The sequence below is a fragment of the Mucilaginibacter sp. L3T2-6 genome (assembly GCF_030519355.1).
In the GTDB taxonomy this organism is placed as follows: Bacteria; Bacteroidota; Bacteroidia; order Sphingobacteriales; family Sphingobacteriaceae; genus Mucilaginibacter.
Window position 1 is genome coordinate 209,818 of sequence record NZ_JAUMKC010000002.1, and the last position, 20,156, is coordinate 229,973.

Below are 20,156 nucleotides of genomic sequence, written 5' to 3' on the forward strand. Positions count from 1 at the left end.
AACAACACAACCCATTATTCAACCCTATAAGCTACAACTGATTTGCCAAGGAAAGTCGGGACATAAACCGTTCTTGCTGATGCATCATAACCGATATCGGCAGTGCGGTTGTTGCTGTTATGGGTGTCAAGAATAAGCTGTTTGCTGCCGTCTTTTTTCACATAATATAAATAACCCAGCCATTCGGTCACCAGGAAATCGCCGTTGCCGGTTGGTTCTATACCGTCACCGCCATGCTCTAACGCACAGATTTTAACCGGCTTTTTGCCGCCCTCCGATACGTACATGCCGTCCCCCGTGAGTATGTACAGCTTGTCACCAATAGCTTTTAATCCGTTAGCTGATTTCAGGCTGTTAAGGTATAATGTGGCCTTATTATTCTGTACTTTAAAAACACAGTTCTTTTTGGTATCAGAAACATACACCACGCCTTTTTCATCCACAGTAATATCATTCAGGTTTTCAGCATCTTTAATAGCTAATTTGCGTACTATTTTTCCTTTGCTGATACTGATCTCTACCACTTCATCCAGGTCGGCCACGTAAAGTATGTCGCCATATATGCCGAGTCCTTTTGGCGCGTTCAGGCCAGTTATCCAATTTTGACTAATAATCTTTCCGGTTTTCGTCAGTTTACCAACACCGCCTTTGCCATCTCGTGTCCATGCTCCGCCGTCAATCAGGGAAACATACAGCACATCTTTTGCGGATAAAACCGATTCGGGGATGTTGAGCACGGTATCTGTCGACCATAATTTTTTTAAACTATGTTGTGCATTAACGTTCATCGCTATCGCGATAAATAGCAGCGGTAAAATGTTGCGAATAAGTTTCATGTTCTTCTGGGTTAATGTTGAATTAAAGTTACTGCATCGGGGCGAAAGTTACAATCTGACTTATCAGGCGGGGCCCTTTTTGGTGAAACTGGCTAAGCGTATTTCTTTCGATAATCTGCCGGAGAAAGGTCGGTGAATTTTTTAAAGACCTTTCTGAATGCGTCTGCATCATTATAACCGGTTTCATAAGTGATCTCGTTAACAGTTTTTTTTCCTGCTTCCAGTTGTTTTTTTGCGAATTCGACCTTTACGCGCTGGATGTATTCGGTGATGGAATTGCCGGTGCACTTTTTAAATTTACGCTCAAAAGTTCTGCGCCCGATTGAAAGCTGTTCGCAGATTTTATCAACAGAAAATGCTGCGCCGGGGGTATTCTCGATATACTCCTGTGCTTTTAATATTAATTCGTCGCCATGGCGTTTTTGGCCCATAAAAATTACAAAAGGGTTTTGACTCTTCCGTTCAATGTCTATTTCAAACATCTTGGAAGCCAGAATCGAAATGTCCTTTCCTAAATGCTTTTCAAGTATATATAGCAGCAGATTAAGATAAGAGTAGCCGCCTCCACAGGTATAAATGCCTTTCTCATCGGTAATAATTGAATCATCGATAATTTTTACCGCCGGAAACATGGCTTTAAATTCATTTTTTGCGGCCCAATGCACTGCGCATTTGCGGTCGTTAAGCAAACCGGTAGATGCCAGGTAGAATGAACCGACACACAGGCAAACAATTTCGGCCCCGCTGTGATACTGGGAGATTAGCCAATCGGTATATTTTTCATTCTTAGCGATAGCCTTTTGGAAATCCCCGCATAGCAGCGGGATAACGATCACATCCGTTTTGATGATTTCCTCTATGGTTTTATCAGCCCGGATAGTATAAAGCCCGTTACCCAACTCAATCTTCTGATCCAGACCGATAATCTCCACATTATAAAATGGCGCCCTGCCCTGATAACGCATAAAATCATTTACGCGGTTAAATAGCTGGTGACTGCTGTCGATGCTGGTGAGCGTGGCATCGCTGAGGGATAATATCGAAATATGTTTCATACTGCCGGATTGGTTCTCACAAAAATGGTAAATAGGTATGTCGCAATCAACGGGTAATATTGACGTTTTCGACACTCACGGGGAGGAATCCGTCAAACTACCTTTGCTTCGTAAACCAAACTTAATAAAATGAAATCGATAGAAGTAATTATGCTGCCCATTACGGACGCGGAAAGATCAAAGGAATTTTATCAGAAACTTGGCTTCCAGTTAATAATCGAAGCACCAGATGGTCACGGCGGAACCTGGACACAGATGGGTTTACCCGGCAGTGAGACATCCATTTCATTAGCCAAATTTCACGCCGTTATTTGCACAACGGATGATATTGCTAAAGACGCCGAAGAAATTAGGGCCAAAGGAATTGATGTAGGCAATATAGATGACACCCCCTGGGGTAAATTTGCCTGGGTAAAAGATCCGGACGGCAATGGGTTGTGCCTGCATCAGAAATAACATTTCATTCAGCTTTGGCAACTTTTCGTTGTCAAAGCTTTTCCACCACCACCTGACATCATATTTACCTCTTGAAATTTTGAAATAAAATATTGTTTTATACATTTGCGTAATTGATTACGTAGTTTATTACTTATGAATATATATGAAAAAGCCGGCAAGATGGCATTGGGCAGCCGGCTAAGAAGGTTAGGGGAGTTATTTGCCGAACAATCTGCCCAGATATATCCAGCTTACGGTATCGAAATTCAACCGAAATGGTTTCCAGTTTACTACGCATTGTCGAACGGCGGAGAGAAATCCATCACCGAAATCGCTGTGGAAATAGGTCATTCGCACCCGTCGGTGAGCACTATCGTAAAAGAAATGATGAAAAAAGGGCTGGTTGTTTCTGCCACCGTAAAAGGCGATGGCAGAAAGAATTTTGTTAAGCTGAGCGAAATCGGTCTAAGTATCAATGAAAAAATAGAAGTGCAATATGCTGATGTGAATGCCGCCGTTGAAAGTGCGTTTGCAGAAACTCAATACAATTTATGGAAAGCAATTGAGGAATGGGAGTTTTTGCTTGAACAGAAAAGCCTGGTAAAAAGGGTGGAAGAGCAGCGGAAACTGCGTGAAAGCAAAGATGTGGAGATTGTGCCTTATCAGCCTGAACATAAACATGCCTTTAAGCAATTAAACGTCGATTGGATAACGCAATACTTCAAGATGGAAGATTTTGATTACAAATACCTCGACCATCCCCAGGAAAATATACTGAATAAAGGCGGATATATTTTTATGGCGATATATAAAAACGAACCGGTTGGAACCTGTGCGATAGTAAAAATGGACGATGCTACCTATGAGCTGGCTAAAATGGGTGTTGCACCGCATGCTAAAGGTAAAGGTATCGGTTATCTTTTAGGGTGCGCCTGTGCAGATAAAGCAAAGCGATTGGGTGCAACTAAGCTTTACCTGGAAAGCAATACATTGTTAAAACCCGCCATTAGCTTGTACCAAAAGCTCGGTTTCAAAAAAATTGCCGGGCCTCCGTCGCCCTATGAGCGAAGCAATATTCAAATGGAATTAGAATTATAAGTATGCACGAAAACAAAATAGTTATCATCATTCGCGATGATTTGAAGACCTGGCAAAAGCTGAATGTAACGGCGTTTTTAGCAGGTGCGGTGGCCATTGAGTTTCCGGAATTGCATGGCAGGCCTTTAACTACAGCTTCAGGAAACACCTACCTGCCATTTTTTAAACAGCCGGTACTGGTTTATAAGGCCAATGACACCGGCCAGATGCAGCGTGTTTTTAAAAGGGCAAAAGAGCGGGAACTAAAAATCGGAATATATCCGTCGCAGCTATTTAATATGATGAATGAGCAGGATAATATTGACGAAACTGGCAGGCACACAGACGATGAATTGGATTTGGTAGGCTTAGCAATTTATGGCGAAAATAAAATAGTTAATAAAGCAATTGATGGCTTGAAGTTTCATGATTGAGTATTACACTCACTGCTTCCTTTGCGCCTTTTCCCAAACAGCGCTTTGTTTTTTGGTAAAATAGCGGATGATCCCCATCATGACCGCATAATTCATCACGCAAAAATAGTAAGGAACAAATAAAGCCTTTACTCGTATGTGCCGCTTTTCCATAATAAAGCCCAGGAAAGCAAGTATGTAAAATGCTATCTGTGCTATAAACAGGCTGTCGTATAAGGGCGTATTTGACAAGAATGCATTGAGCACAAATATCAAAATAAGCAGGAATGGAGTGACCGTCCATCGCAAAACACGGTGACTGATATATTGAAAGGATAATACCGGGTATTTAAGTGGGTTGAACAGCGGCTTTAACCGCAGGATGGATTGTATACCGCCCGCTGCGATCCTTATTTTTCGTTTTAACTCTTCCGACACGTTCTCGGAGGCGTTTTCGATAGCGTATGCATCCGGCTCGTAAACTATGCGGTAGCCTTTAGCAGCTATCAGCATCGAAATCATAAAATCATCCAGTACGGTATCAGCAGGTACGTCCTGGTAAAGCGAACGGCGTACGCTAAATAGTTCACCAGCAGCACCCACAACCGAGTACAACTCTGAATCCCATTTTTTAAGCGCCGATTCATATTTCCAATAAAATCCTTCTCCGGCGGCGCTGGCGTCGGCGCTTTCATCTATCTGCACACGTTTTTCACCGGCAACACAGCCTACCGTTTTATCGGCGTAATGCCTGCAAATGTTCATGATGGCATCTGCATTTAAAAAGGTATTGGCATCTGTAAAAACAGCTATTTCGGTATGCACATGTTCCATAGCACGATGCACGGCGGCAATTTTGCCCGCGCGCTGCGGCTGATGCAGCAATTGCACCTGCGGATATTTTGAAATGATGTCCGGTGTACTATCTGACGAACCGTCAGTTACGAATAATAACTTTAGTTTCCCGGCGGGATAATTAAGGGCAAGGCAATTTGCGATTTTAGCCTCCATGTAGCTTTCTTCATTGTAAGCAGCCACAGCTAAAGTACATTCCGGCAATGTTTCTGCGTCAGCAGCCGGAATAACTGGCCGGCCTTTCAACGCTCTTTTAACCCGGATTAGAAAATACAGCACGATACCGTAGCCGGCAAAGGTGTAAAATACAACGAAGAAGCTGAGCCAGAAGACGATTATCATTTTATTGAATTGATTGGATAGCCCAGGTTGCTGCTGTTTTTGCTATGGGTAATATTCCACCATACGGCCTTAAGCAGCATCGGTATAAAACCCGGGTTTTTGGCCTTTATATACGCCAATATATTGCGCGGGGTTACCAGTAAAATAAAATAGATGCAGAAAATAATTTTTTGGAAGAGCGCTGCATTTCTGCGGATAAAAAGGATGCGGTTGCGATTCATAAAATACTCTTTTAGCTTACTTTTTTTCCCAACCGACACCGATTCTTTGTGAAATATAACAGCTTCTGTACAAACCCAGGCCTCGTATCCGGCGCGTTTGATGTGCTCGCACCAGTCTACTTCCTCGTAATACAGGAAAAAGTTCTCGCTCATCAGCCCTGCCTTTTCAATTGCTTCTCTTCGCACCATCATAGCGGCGCCATGGCAATAGGCGGTAGGGGCGATGATGTTATTGTATTGTCCATTATCCTGCTCCCGCAAACCAATGCAGCTATTACGGCAGGTGTAATAATTCATCGGTGTATAGCCTGCGTATTGAATTAAGGCCTTATCCGAATAATATTTAATCATCGGAGAGATCATGCCGATAACCGGATTAGCATCCATTACAGCGGTTAGCTTATCTACCAATCCTTCGGTGAATTCAGTATCATTGTTAACAAAAAAAAGATAGTCGCCGATTGCTTCCTTTACACCGAGATTGTTGCCACCGGCAAAGCCAAGGTTTTTCTCAGAACGGATAAATTTAACATCGGGATACTTTAACTGCCAGTTGTCGATAGAAATGACTGTGCTGCCGTTGTCAACTACAATCACTTCGATGTTGTCGCGCCGCGGAAGGGTTTGCAGCAACTCCGCAGTTATTTTAGGCTGATTAAAATTAACGGTAATAACAGATACTTTCATCCCTGTAAGCAGCATTATTGTTTGGCTGCCCTGTTGAGGCATTCCTGCAATACAACAGCAAATTCCTTATCATTAGGCGGGGCAAATATGGTGTTGTGCTCGCCCGGTATATCGTGAACGTTAACGCCTTTAAGCGCGAATTTCTTCCAGCCCATAAACTCATAATCGTCCATGTAAAAGGTGCGTTTTTTCGCTCTGAACAAGTCGACGGTAATATCCAGCGGTTTTTGGAAATAGTTTCGTTTTGCTTTTGCACTGGCTTCGTCTATTTCGTTGTCATAGGCAAAAAAGCCGGTTTGTTTTTCGGTTTTCCCGGTCAGCTTCCACCACATTCTTATTATCCGGCGGCGTATCAACTCGTTTTTATATTCAAAAGTTCGTTTAGGATCTTCGGCCAGCAACGCAAAGCTGTTGAACAGTTTCATGAAGAACAGCCTGAAACGATTAAAATAACGTTTTACAGGCGGGTCAAAAATATCGGTTTGCTTGGCGTAGGTATCAAACACCGCTAATAATTTTACCTCTTTACCCATAGCCATCATCTGGCGGGCCATTTCGTAGGCGATTGTACCGCCGAGCGAGTAACCGGCCAGGGCGTAAGGCCCGTCAGGGTTTTGTGCTAATATTTCCGAGATATAATTGGCGGCGATCTCCTCCATTACATCCAGTGGTTCATCAATGCCATTAAGACCGCGCGCCTGCAGACCGTATACGGGCTGATCGTCGTCCATATTCATTGCCAACGCGTTAAACAGCAACACATTCAGGCCGGCTCCATGTACAATATACAAAGGCATCTTGGACCCGGTTGGCTTAATATGCACTAGCGAATCCCAGGTAATAGACTTTGAATCCATGTTCAGCACCAACGATAACTTTTCGATGGTAGAATGCTCGAACAATGTAGCCAGCGGCAGACGTTTTCCTGTCAGTTTCTCAATGCGTGCCATTATCTGCACAGCTACCAGCGAGCGCCCGCCAAGCTCAAAAAAATTATCGTAAATGCTGATTTTTTCAAGGCCCATCAACTCCTGCCATATTTCTGCAATCTGGCCTTCCAATTCTGTACGGGGGGCAACGTATTCGCCGCGGCGGGTAATAACGTTGTAATCTGGTTTTGGCAGCGCCTTACGGTCTATTTTCCCGTTTGGAGTAATGGGGATCGATTCCATCTGCACAAAGTCATCCGGCACCATATATTCAGGCAACACAGCAAGCATTGCCTCCTGCCACCCTGGTATTTTTTCTTTAAACTGTTCAGCGGTGGCCGCTTCAGCAAGTACCACGTACGCTACAAGCCGTGGATCTCCGGGCGTATCTTCGCGTGCAATTACTACCGCCTGTCTTATAGTTTCGTCCTTTACCAGCGCGTGCTCTATTTCCTCCAGTTCAATGCGGTAACCGCGTACCTTTACCTGGTGATCCATACGGCCCAGGCAAACAATCTCGCCGTCCTCTTTATACTTGCCAAGATCGCCGGTGCGATACATTTTATCGCCTGCGGTGCCGGAATAGTGATTATCGATGAAACGCTCATTGGTTAGTTCTGCCCGGTTAAGATAACCTGCTGCAACCCCATCGCCACCGATGATGATTTCACCTACCTCGCCATCCGGTAAAATATTTATATGTTCATCTACAATGTAAACCTGTGTATTGGCGATAGGCTTACCTATAGTTATATTTTCGTCGCTGCTTATCAATTTAATGGTCGACCAGATAGTTGTTTCAGTCGGGCCATACATGTTCCACAGCTCTTTTACCCGGGGTATTAATTTACCTGCCAGGTCTTTAGGCAAAGCTTCGCCTCCACAAAGAATCTTTAACGGCAATTTACTTTCCCAACCCGCTTCCAGCATCATGCGCCAGGTGTAAGGCGTTGCCTGCATAAAAGTAATACCTTCGTTTCGTACAATATCGTAAAGCAGGCGGCCATCTTTTGCCGTATCTGAGTCGGTAAGGGTTATTTCCGCGCCTGTAATAAGCGGCAGATAAAGCTCCAAACCGAAAATATCAAAAGAGATAGTAGTAACCGTTAGTATCTTGTCTTCGGCCGTCATACCCGGCTCTTTTTGCATACTCAGCAGAAAATTTACCAGGTTATAATGCCTTATTTGCACGCCTTTTGGTTTGCCGGTTGACCCCGATGTATAAAGCACATAGGCCAAATTATCACCACCGATTTTAACAGTCGGCTCCTCCGGGCTAAAACTGCTGAATTTGGTGAGCGCATCTTCTATCAATAGCTCTTCAGCCTGCGTATTAAAATGGTTGTGGTATCTTTCTGAGGTTAAGAGTATTTTCGCAGATGAATCCTCCAGCATAAATTCTATCCTGTCCTTAGGGTACTCAGGGTCGAGCGGCACATACGCAGCGCCTGATTTTAGGATCGCGAGGATGGATATGATCATTTCCGGCGAGCGGTCAAGCGCCAGGCCAACAATATCGCCGGGTTTTATGCCGTTGCCGATAAGAATTTTGGCAAGCTGATTAGAGCTTTCGTATAATTCGGCGTAGGTAATATGAAGCCCCTGGAACTTAATTGCGATTTTCCCGGCATACTTCTTTGCACATTCGTTTAGCAAATATACAAGCGCCTTGTCTTTGGGATAATTTGCAATAGTGTCATTTCGGCTGTGAATACTCTTTGTATCTGCAGGGGCACTCATTTTTCGTTATTCTATTTCTGTTTAAATATATGATATTACTTTTTAAGCAACCTAAATATTGCAATTGGGAGTAATTATTTAACCGTTTGCGTATGAGGCGTATGTATAAATTTTTTATTCGCTCCCTTCAGCTTAAATAATAAAAGCAGCATCGTAAAAAATATAACCGGGATCCGCATCAATGCACCAAAAAAGTCTTTATTATAAAAACTTGTTGGAATGGCAACTAGTATGCCAGTATAACAGCAAGCTGTAGCAATCAGCCACAAATGCCAATCAGGCCCTATGCCCGGCAGCAGCAGAGACACTAAGAGCATAAATGGCATCAGTCCCAGCATCAATACGCGGGGCAATATCGACAGTTGATACACCTCGTTCAAATAGTCGAATTTGCCTTTTAAAAGAGCTGAAAAAGCGGTACGCCCATATTTTCCTAACAGGCTGAATTGCGCCGAAAGCCAGCGGCGGCGCTGCTTTTTAAATACTTCCTTGTTAGCTACTTTCTCATCATATATCAGCGCTGCATCCGAGTAGGCGACAGTAATTTTGTCGTTGGTAAGCAATAGACCCATTTCTTTATCGAAGCCGCCTACCGCGTCGATGCGCATCATTACATCCGTAAATGTCTTATAATTCAATGCCATGCCGGAACCGATAATGGCGGCTGAAAGATTAAACACCCGCTGCGATTTGCGGAATATGTGGTTATTTACTTCCTCGCTTATCGCATCAAGTATCGCCACAGATGTGTTGGTATTCATTGCTACGCGATGCCCCTGAACCACCTTTTCGCCCGCTTGCAGGTAATCATTAATGTGGTATAGAAAATCCGGCGCGGCAATATTGTCGATATCAAACACAATCGCCGCATCAAAACCCGGAACTGTATTTTCTATTGCCTTATGCAATGCCTTTGACTTGGTGCTGCTTTCAAAAACAACTTCCAGCACCTGCAGTGGCATTTGCTTTAATTTCATCACCGTTTCTGGCTGAAGCGAATCGGCAATAACGCAGACATGGAACATGTCTTTAGGATAATCAAGCGTTAGGGCAGCCGCCGCGGAATTTAAGATGATCGCGTCCTCCTTATAGGAACATATATAGATAACAAATTTTGACAGATTTTTGCTGCGGGGCGGTACTTTAACCGGTACAAGCTTACCCAATACAGAAAATACGAAAAGGTAAATGCTGTATATGCTTAAGTACACGAAAATTATATCTGTAATAACTGATAAAATGAATCTGACTATTTCCATACGTTTGCCATTATACGTAAGTGTTAACGAAAACGGTTAGGTTTTAACGTGTTTTTTTAAACTAAATCAGCAAGCCCGCTCTTTTGCGGTCAAGATTGCTTTTCAGCAGGTCTTTTATTTCGGCTATACGATGCCCCCAGGTATTGTCGGCGGCCACTTCCAGTCTTTTTTGTTGCAATTCATCTGTATCGCTCAGGGCTGTTTCAATTGCTGCTGAAAATTCTGTTGCGTTACTGCAATAAGCCACCGTATCATGCGTAAAGTCTCTTAAATCAGGGTTGAAATCGGTTGAAACAACTGGCCGGCCCGAACCTAAGTATTCAAAAAGCTTCAACGGGAAAATATCGCTGCTTACCTCGTCTTTTTTAAAAGGAATAATGGCCACGTCAAAGCCTTTAAGCACAGCGGGCATCTCACTGTAAGGTACAGGCCCCGTTAAGTGAAGGTTGGGCGCTTTGTACTCTTCTTCTTTGATGTAATAGCGATCGATAGGGCCTACCATCACAAAGCTTTTATCGCGGTTAGCAGCAAAAAGCTCCTGCATCATGTCATAGTCAATCCTGCGCTCAATCGCTCCGAAATAACCGATAACCGGCTTTTTAATATCTTTTATAATTGCAGATACAGCCAAATCCGGATCGAGCGCTTTTGAGCTATGACTTATGTTGGCGGCATTAGGTATAAAATAGGAATTCTTGTTCAACAAGGCCTTTTTGTTGCGCAGCTCTTTGCTGGTACTGATAACCATATCCACATTTTGAACAAGAATATCTTCAGACACCAGGCCATGTTTAAGCTGGTATGGCTCTATCAGCGGGTCTACGCAATGATAAACACTCAAAGCCGGGTTTAGCATTTTATGGACGGTCGGCAGTGTAAAGTTGTAGGAGTTGATGAAGATGTAGTCGGTTATGTTTAACCGCTCAGTTACTTTCTTTATCCTGGTCCCAACTATCAACTCATTAAACTTTAGCATCATCCGGTAAAATTTACCCTCGGGCAATGCATTGATGGATGGCAGGGGAGGGGAAATAACAACTTTTAGATTCGGTATTTCCGTATCGATGATACAATTATCAGCCGAAAAAAAATGTGGCTGCCGCCGTTTAAACTCAGGTGTATTTTTAAATTTCGCATAGTCCCGCCAGGTGTAGGGGCGGTCTACAAAGTAGACGAAATTATCCTTCGCCAGATGCTTGGCCATGGTATAATTGGTCGATTCCAGTTTACCGTCAAACTGCATCTGCGAAAGGATCACGATGTTTTGGTTTTTTAAGCTCATGTATAAAATAGGGGTATTTAATTTACAAAGCTACAAGTATCAGGCGTTCTTGCGGCGGTATTTGGCAAGTAACTCTGCGGCAAGTAAACGGCTTTCCGAAAATCCCGTCTTCATAATGCCCCAAAGCGTAAAACTAAGATGTTTGCGTAACGCCCAATAGCCATAAACTACACCAGCCAGAAATGTTAGTATAGATGACAAGGCCACACCATACAAACTGTGAAAGATAGCTATCCCGGCAAAATCTCCTGCTATATTTACAACCAGCATAATCAGCACCTTAGTCATGTTGATGTGTGGTTTATTCAGCATATCCAGTGTGATGCCAAAAAAACGATCCACGGGCATAAACAGCGCATAACACATAAAAATCCGGAAGATGTTCGACGCATTAGTGTGGGCATACTGATGTCCTCCCAAAATATCAATGACCAGATCAGCAAAAATAAAGGAGCCAAGTGTTACAGGCAATATCAGCATGGTTAGTATCCCGGCGTATTTCTTCAGAATATAGTTAAGGTGATTTGTGTCATCGCGGTTAACCGCTGCCGACATGGCCGGTAAAGCAGTAGCTACGAAGCTTCTTAGCGGAATTTCAATAACTTCCATCAGGCGCTGCGGCAGGTAATAAATGGCAACCACCGCCGGGTTGGAAAACATGAACTTAATAATATAAGTGTCAGACCCCCGTAGCATGTATGAGCCCACTGATGTGCCAACACTATACTTGCCAAAATTGGCCAGCTGGTTAACGCACTCACTGGTCTTAAATTTAATGGTGTTTATTTTGGCCCATCCGTTTACTATAGAAAACAAGCTGGTAACTATAGCTGTTGAGCAGTACGCTATAATAATAATGGAAAAGCTGATCTTATGGATAGCAATCAGGAAAATGATTAGTGCCAGGAAGCAACCCTGCCATATCAGCTGAAGGATAAATATCCGGTCAAAGCGTTCTTCCGCCTGTAATATCCAAAGGGCTACGCTTGAAGGCAGGGTACTGAAAAATATAATAGCGAACCATTTGGATGCCAATACGATAGTTGGATCACCCCGGTAAAACAGCAATACGATGATGCTTACCATGCCAAGCGAAGCAGTGAGCATAAAGCCGATATACCATGTTGAGCCGGCTACCACTTTTGTACGCTCTTCATCAGCACCGGAATAATACTTTACCAGCGAAGTTTGCAGAAAACCGCTTCTGAACAAGTTGGCCAGCGTAAAGGTTGTTAAAAACAATACCCAGTTACTCATGTCTTTCGGACTGAGATAGCGGGCAAGCAGACCTACGGTTACCATGCCTACAACCGGCATTACGGCATTGCTTGCTAACGAGAGCGTATGTTTGTTGATTAACTTCTTGGTAACAGACATTATACTTTATCCCAGGTATTTGTTTCGAAGTTGTATTTTTTGATAACACGGGCAGGATTACCTACTGCGACAGAAAACTGGGGTATATCTTTTGTCACTACGCTGCCGGCGCCAATCACAGCGTGTTTGCCGATGGTAACGCCGGCGGTTATGGTGCAGTTTGCACCGATCCAAACGTTATCTTCTATAGTTATTTGCCTGGTTACCACTTTTTGTATACGCGGCGGAAGAGTAACGTCTTCATATCCGTGGTTAAGGCCCGATATCACAATACTTTGGGCTAACATTACATAATTGCCCAATTTAACCGGCCCGATGATAACATTGCTCAGGCCGATACCGCAATTATTGCCGATAACAACATCGCCTACACCGTTGTTAATAGTTGCAAAATCCTCAACTATACAGTTGGATCCTATCTCAAACTTGTTAAAAGGAAAAATATCCATACGGCTGCTGAACCTGATGGTGGTATTTTTGCCTCTTTTATGAATAAAAGGAGTTACAAACCAGCGCACCCATCGCCTCGGCCTGGCCTGGCCATGAGGTATAATCATCCAGTGCACAAATTTCTTGAGCCGCGGGTTCGACTTGATAGTTGACAGTAATGACATTAAATTGGTTTAATTCAGTGCCGGAATCATCCGGGCTGAAATTCGTTTTTCTGTTTATCTAACCGCATCGTAACATTTATTATAGCCATTGCCAAATAAAATAAGATGTTGGTGGGGTATTGTACGAATGCCTGTTGCGGATAGTTACCAATATCGAGCGCGAAAATTGTTAAAACCATCGCCATGCAGAAGGTTTTTAGCTCTGGGTCCTTAATAATGTAGTAATATTTTATGCCCCGTTGCAGGATGACAAAGTTGAATGCACAAAAAAGCAGCAAACCAATCCAGCCCATTTCAACTGCCACACGCACGTAGCCGCTATCGGGTGGGAACTTTGAAAGAAACGACCCCGGCGAAAAACGTTGTCCCCAAACGCCTACCGAGCCCAGGCCGCCGCCCATCGGATGGGAAAGGATGTAGGGCTTAATGCGCCGTTGATTTTCTGCACGGACGTTGAATGACGCATCTTTGGACGGGTTAAATGCCGATTGGAACCGCGCCAGTGCCGGATTTGAAGTAGGCACCTTTATCAGGAAGCCTAAAAACAAACCGCCTGCTATAGCGAAAAGCATCACCTTACGGTTAAATTTCAGTATGGCCAGCATACCAAGCGCTGCAGGTAAAAGTACATAGGCCGCCCGGGTACCCGAGTATAACATTACCGTTAAATAAAAGCACATCAGGCATACCAAAATTACTTTTTTCCAGGGCTTGATATTTGTAAACAGCATTGATAAGCAAAGTATCGAGGCCAGCACCATATTGTAGGCAAAAACCACCGGGTCTGAAAATATTCCGAACTTGCGCATATGCCCGGCAATAAAAAGCAGTTGTAAACGCAAAGGCTCGGCATTTAACCAACGGTTTTCGAATGAAAAGAATCCGATTTTTTCCTGAACAAATGCGGCGGCGCCCGATATAAATTCCAAAATCAGCAGGAGCTTAAATAGCGTTTTTATAAAGCCTTTCGAGCGTATCTGAAATACAAATACGAAGTAAAGCAGCATAAGGAACGCTACTGTGCGTACTGTGTAAATCCAGGCCAACACAGAAGAAGCGGCAGGATTAATTACCTCCAGCATGTTATAGCCGAGCCATATCAGAATAAAATAACTGATAGGGTCATTAAAATAGCTCCAGTCCTTTTCATTTTTTTGTTTGACAAAAAAGCCAAGTATCAGGAGGTAAGTCATCAAGTCCATGAGTACGCCAATGGGCGCATCAGGAGGAACCAGGCCTAAGATGCCCTGGTAGTTGATGAAAAAGGACAGTAGTATAAATAGCACGATACCGACCCGCGGATAGGCAACTGCCGCATACAGGATTGGTGCGCCAACGGTAAAACCGATAATAAGCAGCCCCATCACCATGCCCTGGCGTGCTATAAGGTAGCTTACGCAAAGGGCAATAAACAGAAGAAAAACCAGCACCATTGGTTTTGAAAACTTGTAAAGCACAAGGTTTTCCAAGATCGTTTTTTTTGGCGCTATGTCTCTTATCCTGTCATCCTGCATAAACACGAAACTTTAAAGAAAAAGGATCTTTACTGCCCACACAAATACACTGATAAAAGCTGCGGTAACCGCAGCATAGTAACATAAGCGCTCTAAGCGGGGTAAGTGTTTAATGGGGTCGTCCGTTACCGTTTGCTTTGGTTCAAGCTTCATGTTCGATAATCAAATAAATAATGCGGGTTTAAAATTGGTTCCTGCTCTTTTTTGATTGTGCTATAAAAGTAGCTTTATTCAGTACCCAGCCCGCAAATTTTCCGTTCAACGCCCGCAGGTAATTAATGTGGTCTTTGTGCGAATTTTTTATGTTTTTGTTAGCTTCAAAAACAGCTACGGTTTTATTGGCGAACAATATCCATTCCTTAGCTTTATTAAGTGCATTCAACGGCGGCAAATCAACTATAATGATATCGTAGCGCTGCTTTAATTGGTTGATGACGGCCTGTATTTCGGGCTCGTTATTAATCTCGAGTAAAGTAATATCGTTTCCCTGGTTACCCATCACCACAATTTTTGCATTATCGGTTTGAACGTATGATGTTGAACGGAAATAGTCTTCAACAAAAAGTGCCGGTTGTATAGCCCGTGTAATGGCAGGGTTATTAAAGTTACCGTCAATCAGTAATACTTTTTTGTTTATCGAGCTATAAGCATAAGCAAGGCTAATTGAAACCATTGTTTTGCCTTCTCCCACACCAATGCTTGTTACAGCCAGTACTTTCTCACCTTTTAGCTCCTGGTCAATCTCAAACCTTACCGAACGCAGCAACTCTTTAAACTGCTGCATTTTATTGCGATTCTCTACATCCCAGAGCTTGCGTAATTCGGGTACCTGGCCCTTTATCATGTTCAGCGTGCCAAGCATTGGTAAATTGGTACGTGACACCAGTACCGCCGGTTCCCCAACACTATCGTCCAGGTAAAACATAACGAACAGGGTAAGCAGGCAGATCATCAAAACCGCTATACCGCTTAACGCTATTAAAAATATTTTTTTAGATGGCTGAGCCACGTCCGGCGTTGCCGGTTGAACCTGCGATAGTTTTATGGAGAATTTCGACTGTACGTTGGCAGCATTATAGCGGTTCAATACGTCCAGGTATTCTTTACTGGCTATATCAATATCGAACTCATAGGTTTTAACCGTAGCATCAAACGGCACCAGTCTTGCAAACTTTGCATTCAGGTCGGCCAATTCACGGTTTATCGATTTTTCGCTGTACTTGGCCAAATCCCGTGTTACCTCCAGGTTTTGTGCCTGCACCACAAGCGCATCTTTTCCGATGCGGGGGTCGACTATATATTTATCTGATGAAGCATGCAGTTTTTTTACCAATTCATCTTGCAGTGAATCAACCACAGGCTTCAGTTTTGGGTTAAAGCCGCTATGAACGTATTCATCATTAGCGGCGACCAACTGTTGGTTAACACTGGCTATCTCGGTGTTATTCTGATTAACCGATGCCTCGATATATTTGCGGCTTTGAGGGTCGAATTTGGCAAGAACACCTTGTAAGGCCCCCTCGTTCGCAGCCAGATTGCGTTGGTTTTCGAGCTTTTTATCGGTGTAGGCTAATATCTGCGCAAATATAGTTTTCGACTGATCCTCCAGGTTAAGAATTCCGTTTTTTATCTTGTATTGCTGTAGTTCATCTTTTTTAGCATCAAGCGCGGCCTTTTTTTGCTCCAGCAGGTTGGCAAGGAAGTCCACTGCGTTTGATTCATTCTTTTTAATATTAACGGAATAGTACTCTAAAAACTCTTTTGCAAGCGTGTTTACCACAAAAGCCGACAGCTGTGGATTTTCTGAGGTAAAAGTTATCGTTATAAAATCGCTCTCCTCTTCACGCGAGACATCCAGGCTTTTTCTGAGCGAACGCTCATCATAATGAAATGACATCAGCAGCTGATTCAAGCCGTTCTCGTCTTTGTTATATAATGAAAGCGGCTCACCGGTTACCAGTTTGGTCCGGTAAACTTTGAGTGCGTGGTCTATTGCAGCCTGGCTCAGGCCCTTAAAATCGCGACCAACCCTGCGAAAGGGGGTAGCGCTGCTTAAATCATGGATAGCGAGTTGATAGGAGACCTGGTCTATCAGCTTTTTTAGCTTAATAATTTCTATCAGGTTGCTGAATTCACGCGTAATCTGGTCACCCTGGGCATTGGGTGTGTTGTCTTTGTCGAGTATGTGAGTTGATGCATCAACTATACCTGTAGCAATTTGCGTTTGCGACTTATACTCGTCAGGAAGGTTTTTTACAAGGAAATACGATGCTACTACTGCCGCAATGACGACAATAGCGATTATAAGCAGGTATTTTCGTAAAAGTTTAAAGTAGCCCGATAATTCCATTAACCTATTTAATGCTTTCCAACTTATCCCCTATAAGCTCTTCAAGGCTGGTTTTAGCGTTAAAAACATTTAACTCGCCCTGAATCCTGAACGACGTTTGATTGTACAGGTTGTTTAATGCAGCATTGTACACGTCAAAAGTAGTCTCACCCTTTTCAAAAGTATATTTAAGGTTTTTTACGGCGGTTTCGGCGTTGGTTACAGCGGTAACCTTATTTCTTAAATCGGCCTGGGCTGCTATATAAGCAAAATATGCGCGCTTTATATTGGCTTCCAGGGTTAAAAAATATTCCTTTTGCTGGGCCTCGGCCACTTTTACAGCCAGCCGTGCGTTGTGGATAGTGTAAGGCCGTTCAAACAACGAACCAAGGCTAACAGAAGCCACTAACTGGTAACCCTTAAAAACGGTGGGGTGTGTAATGTCTATAGATGACTGCGGGCTGTAAATATAAGATGCGCTGAAAGCCTCCAGCCAGCCAAAATTAGACTGGTGAAAAGTGCTGCGGGCAATTTCAACCTGCCGTTGCTTTACCTGTACTTCAGGGTAATTTTTCTTGGCAGCTGCTATTAACTTTTCAAGGTACTGGTAGGATAAATCCTTAAAAAGACTCTCCTGTTGGGCGTGTACATTACCGGCTAAAATTGAAATAAATACAGATAAACAAGCGATCCTTAATTTATTATACATTTTTTTTACACTTTTTCTTTTTGAAAAACTGCCGGTACCGTTCTGATAAGGATTTTCCAATCGAGCCAAAAAGAATAGTTCTGTGCGTAAAAATTATCTAATTTTTTCCTTTCACGTTCAGACATATCCGCTTTGCCTCTTTTGGTTATCTGCCATAAACCTGTTAAACCAGCAGGCCCCAAAAAACGCATAGACCACTCGTTTGATGTCAGCATTTCTGCTTCATAAACAGGTAATGGCCTGTTACCAACCAGCGACATATCTCCCAGCAAAATATTGAAAAGTTGAGGGAGCTCGTCGAGGCTCGAATTTCGTAAAAATTTGCCGAGTTTGGTAACGCGCGGATCGTCTTTAATTTTAACAAATGCCGCTTTTGTGCCCCCATCCTCATTTGCATACTGATTTTGTGTGGATAACTCAACCAACATTTTGTCTGCGTCGGTGCGCATCGACCGGAATTTGTAAAAATCGAAGGTTTTATAACCGGTACCAACACGCTTGCTTTTGTAGATTACCGGCCCTTTTGAACCCAATTTGATAGCAATAACTATCAAAAGCATAATTGGCGACAAGCATAAAATCATTAAGCCAGAAATGACGAGGTCCATCAACCTCTTGCCCACCGGCATGTGATATTGAATGTCAACTTCTTTTGAAATTTCGGCAAGTTTAGGTTTTATCAGCTTAAACTTCACAAGAAAGTTCAACCGCTCGCGAAGGTCGCTCAGCGGGAATGGGTAAATATAAAAATCATGCACCTTCAGCTGGGTTGCGCGTTGTTTCAGATCCTTATCGTTTGATAACGAAAGTAACACAATAATCAAACCATTAAAGAGGAAATTCCCTTTAAGACGCTCAATCAATTCAAAGCATTCGCCGTTTTGGTCAACCTCAATCAGGATGATCTCCGGAAGTGTTAAAATAGACTGGTTGCCCAGGTATTCCTCCAATTGGGTAAGACTGCTATTGTATGAAATTTGAAAGAAAGGGTCTAGCTCAGTCGATACCAGATCTTTTAGATCCGACCCGGCGTAAGCTATCTTGGTGTGTGAGCCTGCATTCTCATTCCATTCAGTTGCTATGGGATTCGTCATAAATGCTGATTACTTGATTGATTGCTGATTTTAAGGATGCAGGGTTAAAAGGTTTGGGCATATAGCCGTCAACCTGGAATGGCATGTTGGCAACCTGTTCGTCCAAATCATGCGCTGCCGAAAGCATAATAATAGGGATATCACGGAAAAGGCCGCTTATTTTTACGTTTTTAATGAAAGATTGCCCATCAAAATAAGGCATTTGAAGGTCTGAGATAATCAATTCAGGCACATTGCCATCCTCGAGCCAACTGAAAGCATCAATCCCATTATTCCTTACCACTATTTCGTAATCTTTTGAAAGAATGAAATTTAAGAGCTTCAAAATACTCAGATCATCGTCAACAATCAGTAACCTCTTTTTCATGTGCTAATAATTTATCACCAATTTGACCTGATTACGTAATTTTTAAAGAAAAGGTTTAGCAAAACAACTAATTATCACCTTAAATTTTTAACCAAAGTTTTAATCCGGTATAGCGGATACAATAGCTTCATCTTTACTTGTCAAGTTATAAAAATACCTATTCAACAAATATTACAGCCAGGCAGTTATAAACATTTAATCAATAACTATCAACGTAGGGATACCGGTATTATTTCCTGTGAATAAAGGCTAGCCATTTTGTTTAGAAGGTTGGTGTATTGCTGGCTGCGTCGAAACTAAAGAATTGCAAAGTGCCTGGCAAAGGGTTAGTTGCTACGCTGGCCGCATATTTTTCGTTGATGATGAAGCTGCTGATCTGCCAATCGTTATCAGATGCGATAATGCCTGGTTGTACCGAATGCGGCCCCTCCAGGCCGGGAAGTAACCTGAGGTCGCAATCGAGGCCCTGGGCAGTGGCCTTGGTTATCGCCTCCTTACGCGTCCATAAGACAAAGAAGCGATTGATGTGGTCTGCCTCGTTGATGTAGCTAACTTCCTCAAGGCTAAAGTTATCAGCCAGCACTTCGCTGTAGCCAAAGTCCCGGTTAATGAACTCAACATCGGCTCCAATGGCTTCATCAGATACCGCCAACAGGATATTTTCTGCCGAATGCGAAAGATTATAATGTAAATTAAGCCCGGCCGGATTTTTAATATGTGGCTTTTTGTTTTTACCGGCCTCAAATATCATTGCAGAAGGTTCTAATCCAAGGTATCCTGCCAGTATTGTTCTTAGAGCCCAGCGGCTTATTAAAAACCGGTTACGGTCGTTTTGACGGTAGAAGCGATTGGCGCGGTCTTTCTCATCTACAGGTAGTATAGCAAGCCGGCTTCCGGGAACAGGCAATAAAGGATTGATGCTGATGCTCCAAATATCAGCACTTTTGTTTATATGAAATGGACATATTGACGGCTCCAGCCAGGTTACGTCCATTAAAAATTTGTTGATTACCTTTGT

The 20,156-nt window shown here is 43.1% G+C and carries 18 protein-coding genes; 3 read left to right on the forward strand and 15 right to left on the reverse strand.

What is annotated here, in order from left to right; all coding sequences use genetic code 11:
- Positions 1 to 14: 14 nt before the first annotated feature.
- Both Q3W13_RS03285 and Q3W13_RS03290 read right to left on the reverse strand, forming a co-directional pair.
- Positions 15 to 836, reverse strand: a complete 822-nt coding sequence (locus Q3W13_RS03285; protein WP_302861300.1) for an ATP-binding protein — start codon at positions 834 to 836, stop codon at positions 15 to 17.
- 92 nt (positions 837 to 928) lie between these two features.
- Complete coding sequence (locus tag Q3W13_RS03290; RefSeq protein WP_302861301.1) at positions 929 to 1,891, reverse strand: GlxA family transcriptional regulator; 963 nt, start codon at positions 1,889 to 1,891, stop codon at positions 929 to 931.
- A 129-nt stretch (positions 1,892 to 2,020) separates the two neighbouring features.
- Here Q3W13_RS03290 and Q3W13_RS03295 point away from each other — a divergent pair, with 129 nt between their 5' ends.
- From Q3W13_RS03295 to Q3W13_RS03305, 3 genes are all read left to right on the forward strand, one after another.
- Positions 2,021 to 2,347 (forward strand): VOC family protein, encoded by a 327-nt coding sequence (locus tag Q3W13_RS03295; RefSeq protein WP_302861302.1) that lies wholly within the window; start codon positions 2,021 to 2,023, stop codon positions 2,345 to 2,347.
- Positions 2,348 to 2,482: 135 nt separating this feature from the next.
- On the forward strand, positions 2,483 to 3,427 hold the full coding sequence (locus tag Q3W13_RS03300) for a bifunctional helix-turn-helix transcriptional regulator/GNAT family N-acetyltransferase (RefSeq protein WP_302861303.1): 945 nt from the start codon (positions 2,483 to 2,485) through the stop codon (positions 3,425 to 3,427).
- Positions 3,428 to 3,429: 2 nt separating this feature from the next.
- Entirely contained in the window at positions 3,430 to 3,840 is a 411-nt protein-coding gene (locus Q3W13_RS03305) for a DUF2000 domain-containing protein (RefSeq protein WP_302861304.1), read from the forward strand.
- A gap of 9 nt (positions 3,841 to 3,849) precedes the next feature.
- Here the strand turns inward: Q3W13_RS03305 and Q3W13_RS03310 are convergent, their stop codons facing one another.
- From Q3W13_RS03310 to Q3W13_RS03370, 13 genes are all read right to left on the reverse strand, one after another.
- Positions 3,850 to 5,016, reverse strand: coding sequence for a glycosyltransferase family 2 protein (locus Q3W13_RS03310; protein WP_302861305.1), 1,167 nt, complete (start codon positions 5,014 to 5,016; stop codon positions 3,850 to 3,852).
- The gene (locus tag Q3W13_RS03315) at positions 5,013 to 5,924 is read right to left on the reverse strand and encodes a glycosyltransferase family 2 protein (RefSeq protein ID WP_302861308.1); all 912 of its coding nucleotides are present in this window, start codon (positions 5,922 to 5,924) and stop codon (positions 5,013 to 5,015) included. Before Q3W13_RS03315 ends, Q3W13_RS03310 begins: the two co-directional genes overlap by 4 nt.
- Before the next feature lie 14 nt (positions 5,925 to 5,938).
- Positions 5,939 to 8,593 (reverse strand): amino acid adenylation domain-containing protein, encoded by a 2,655-nt coding sequence (locus Q3W13_RS03320; RefSeq protein WP_302861310.1) that lies wholly within the window; start codon positions 8,591 to 8,593, stop codon positions 5,939 to 5,941.
- A gap of 74 nt (positions 8,594 to 8,667) precedes the next feature.
- Positions 8,668 to 9,852 (reverse strand): glycosyltransferase family 2 protein, encoded by a 1,185-nt coding sequence (locus tag Q3W13_RS03325; protein ID WP_302861312.1) that lies wholly within the window; start codon positions 9,850 to 9,852, stop codon positions 8,668 to 8,670.
- A 61-nt stretch (positions 9,853 to 9,913) separates the two neighbouring features.
- Positions 9,914 to 11,134, reverse strand: coding sequence for a glycosyltransferase (locus tag Q3W13_RS03330; protein ID WP_302861313.1), 1,221 nt, complete (start codon positions 11,132 to 11,134; stop codon positions 9,914 to 9,916).
- A 39-nt stretch (positions 11,135 to 11,173) separates the two neighbouring features.
- Entirely contained in the window at positions 11,174 to 12,511 is a 1,338-nt protein-coding gene (locus Q3W13_RS03335) for a lipopolysaccharide biosynthesis protein (RefSeq protein ID WP_302861314.1), read from the reverse strand.
- Positions 12,511 to 13,125, reverse strand: a complete 615-nt coding sequence (locus Q3W13_RS03340) for a DapH/DapD/GlmU-related protein (protein ID WP_302861316.1) — start codon at positions 13,123 to 13,125, stop codon at positions 12,511 to 12,513. The genes Q3W13_RS03335 and Q3W13_RS03340 overlap by 1 nt, the downstream gene beginning before the upstream one ends.
- A 26-nt stretch (positions 13,126 to 13,151) precedes the next feature.
- Positions 13,152 to 14,639, reverse strand: a complete 1,488-nt coding sequence (locus Q3W13_RS03345) for an O-antigen ligase (protein ID WP_302861319.1) — start codon at positions 14,637 to 14,639, stop codon at positions 13,152 to 13,154.
- Between the two features lie 181 nt (positions 14,640 to 14,820).
- Positions 14,821 to 16,989 carry an AAA family ATPase gene (locus Q3W13_RS03350; RefSeq protein WP_302861320.1) on the reverse strand — a complete coding sequence of 723 codons (2,169 nt, stop codon included), beginning with the start codon at positions 16,987 to 16,989 and terminating at the stop codon, positions 14,821 to 14,823.
- Positions 16,990 to 16,993: 4 nt separating this feature from the next.
- Positions 16,994 to 17,677: a TolC family protein gene (locus tag Q3W13_RS03355; protein ID WP_302861322.1), complete on the reverse strand. Its 684-nt coding sequence runs from the start codon at positions 17,675 to 17,677 to the stop codon at positions 16,994 to 16,996.
- 5 nt (positions 17,678 to 17,682) lie between these two features.
- The gene (locus Q3W13_RS03360) at positions 17,683 to 18,771 is read right to left on the reverse strand and encodes a sugar transferase (RefSeq protein WP_302861324.1); all 1,089 of its coding nucleotides are present in this window, start codon (positions 18,769 to 18,771) and stop codon (positions 17,683 to 17,685) included.
- Positions 18,749 to 19,138, reverse strand: coding sequence for a PleD family two-component system response regulator (locus tag Q3W13_RS03365; RefSeq protein WP_302861325.1), 390 nt, complete (start codon positions 19,136 to 19,138; stop codon positions 18,749 to 18,751). Before Q3W13_RS03365 ends, Q3W13_RS03360 begins: the two co-directional genes overlap by 23 nt.
- Positions 19,139 to 19,400: 262 nt before the next feature.
- Positions 19,401 to 20,132 carry a 4'-phosphopantetheinyl transferase superfamily protein gene (locus tag Q3W13_RS03370; RefSeq protein WP_302861326.1) on the reverse strand — a complete coding sequence of 244 codons (732 nt, stop codon included), beginning with the start codon at positions 20,130 to 20,132 and terminating at the stop codon, positions 19,401 to 19,403.
- Between the last annotated feature and the right edge of the window lie 24 nt (positions 20,133 to 20,156).

Excerpts from the sequence above, each read along its gene's own strand:
- Q3W13_RS03325 (WP_302861312.1), bottom strand. The coding sequence starts at position 9,852 with ATGGAAATAGTCAGATTCATTTTATCAGTTATTACAGATATAATTTTC.
- Q3W13_RS03310 (WP_302861305.1), bottom strand. The coding sequence starts at position 5,016 with ATGATAATCGTCTTCTGGCTCAGCTTCTTCGTTGTATTTTACACCTTT.
- Q3W13_RS03365 (WP_302861325.1), bottom strand. The coding sequence starts at position 19,138 with ATGAAAAAGAGGTTACTGATTGTTGACGATGATCTGAGTATTTTGAAG.
- Q3W13_RS03305 (WP_302861304.1), top strand. The coding sequence starts at position 3,430 with ATGCACGAAAACAAAATAGTTATCATCATTCGCGATGATTTGAAGACC.
- Q3W13_RS03320 (WP_302861310.1), bottom strand. The coding sequence starts at position 8,593 with ATGAGTGCCCCTGCAGATACAAAGAGTATTCACAGCCGAAATGACACT.
- Q3W13_RS03350 (WP_302861320.1), bottom strand. The coding sequence starts at position 16,989 with ATGGAATTATCGGGCTACTTTAAACTTTTACGAAAATACCTGCTTATA.
- Q3W13_RS03345 (WP_302861319.1), bottom strand. The coding sequence starts at position 14,639 with ATGCAGGATGACAGGATAAGAGACATAGCGCCAAAAAAAACGATCTTG.
- Q3W13_RS03290 (WP_302861301.1), bottom strand. The coding sequence starts at position 1,891 with ATGAAACATATTTCGATATTATCCCTCAGCGATGCCACGCTCACCAGC.
- Q3W13_RS03315 (WP_302861308.1), bottom strand. The coding sequence starts at position 5,924 with ATGAAAGTATCTGTTATTACCGTTAATTTTAATCAGCCTAAAATAACT.
- Q3W13_RS03335 (WP_302861314.1), bottom strand. The coding sequence starts at position 12,511 with ATGTCTGTTACCAAGAAGTTAATCAACAAACATACGCTCTCGTTAGCA.
- Q3W13_RS03340 (WP_302861316.1), bottom strand. The coding sequence starts at position 13,125 with ATGTCATTACTGTCAACTATCAAGTCGAACCCGCGGCTCAAGAAATTT.
- Q3W13_RS03360 (WP_302861324.1), bottom strand. The coding sequence starts at position 18,771 with ATGACGAATCCCATAGCAACTGAATGGAATGAGAATGCAGGCTCACAC.
- Q3W13_RS03285 (WP_302861300.1), bottom strand. The coding sequence starts at position 836 with ATGAAACTTATTCGCAACATTTTACCGCTGCTATTTATCGCGATAGCG.
- Q3W13_RS03370 (WP_302861326.1), bottom strand. The coding sequence starts at position 20,132 with ATGGACGTAACCTGGCTGGAGCCGTCAATATGTCCATTTCATATAAAC.
- Q3W13_RS03300 (WP_302861303.1), top strand. The coding sequence starts at position 2,483 with ATGAATATATATGAAAAAGCCGGCAAGATGGCATTGGGCAGCCGGCTA.
- Q3W13_RS03330 (WP_302861313.1), bottom strand. The coding sequence starts at position 11,134 with ATGAGCTTAAAAAACCAAAACATCGTGATCCTTTCGCAGATGCAGTTT.
- Q3W13_RS03355 (WP_302861322.1), bottom strand. The coding sequence starts at position 17,677 with ATGTATAATAAATTAAGGATCGCTTGTTTATCTGTATTTATTTCAATT.
- Q3W13_RS03295 (WP_302861302.1), top strand. The coding sequence starts at position 2,021 with ATGAAATCGATAGAAGTAATTATGCTGCCCATTACGGACGCGGAAAGA.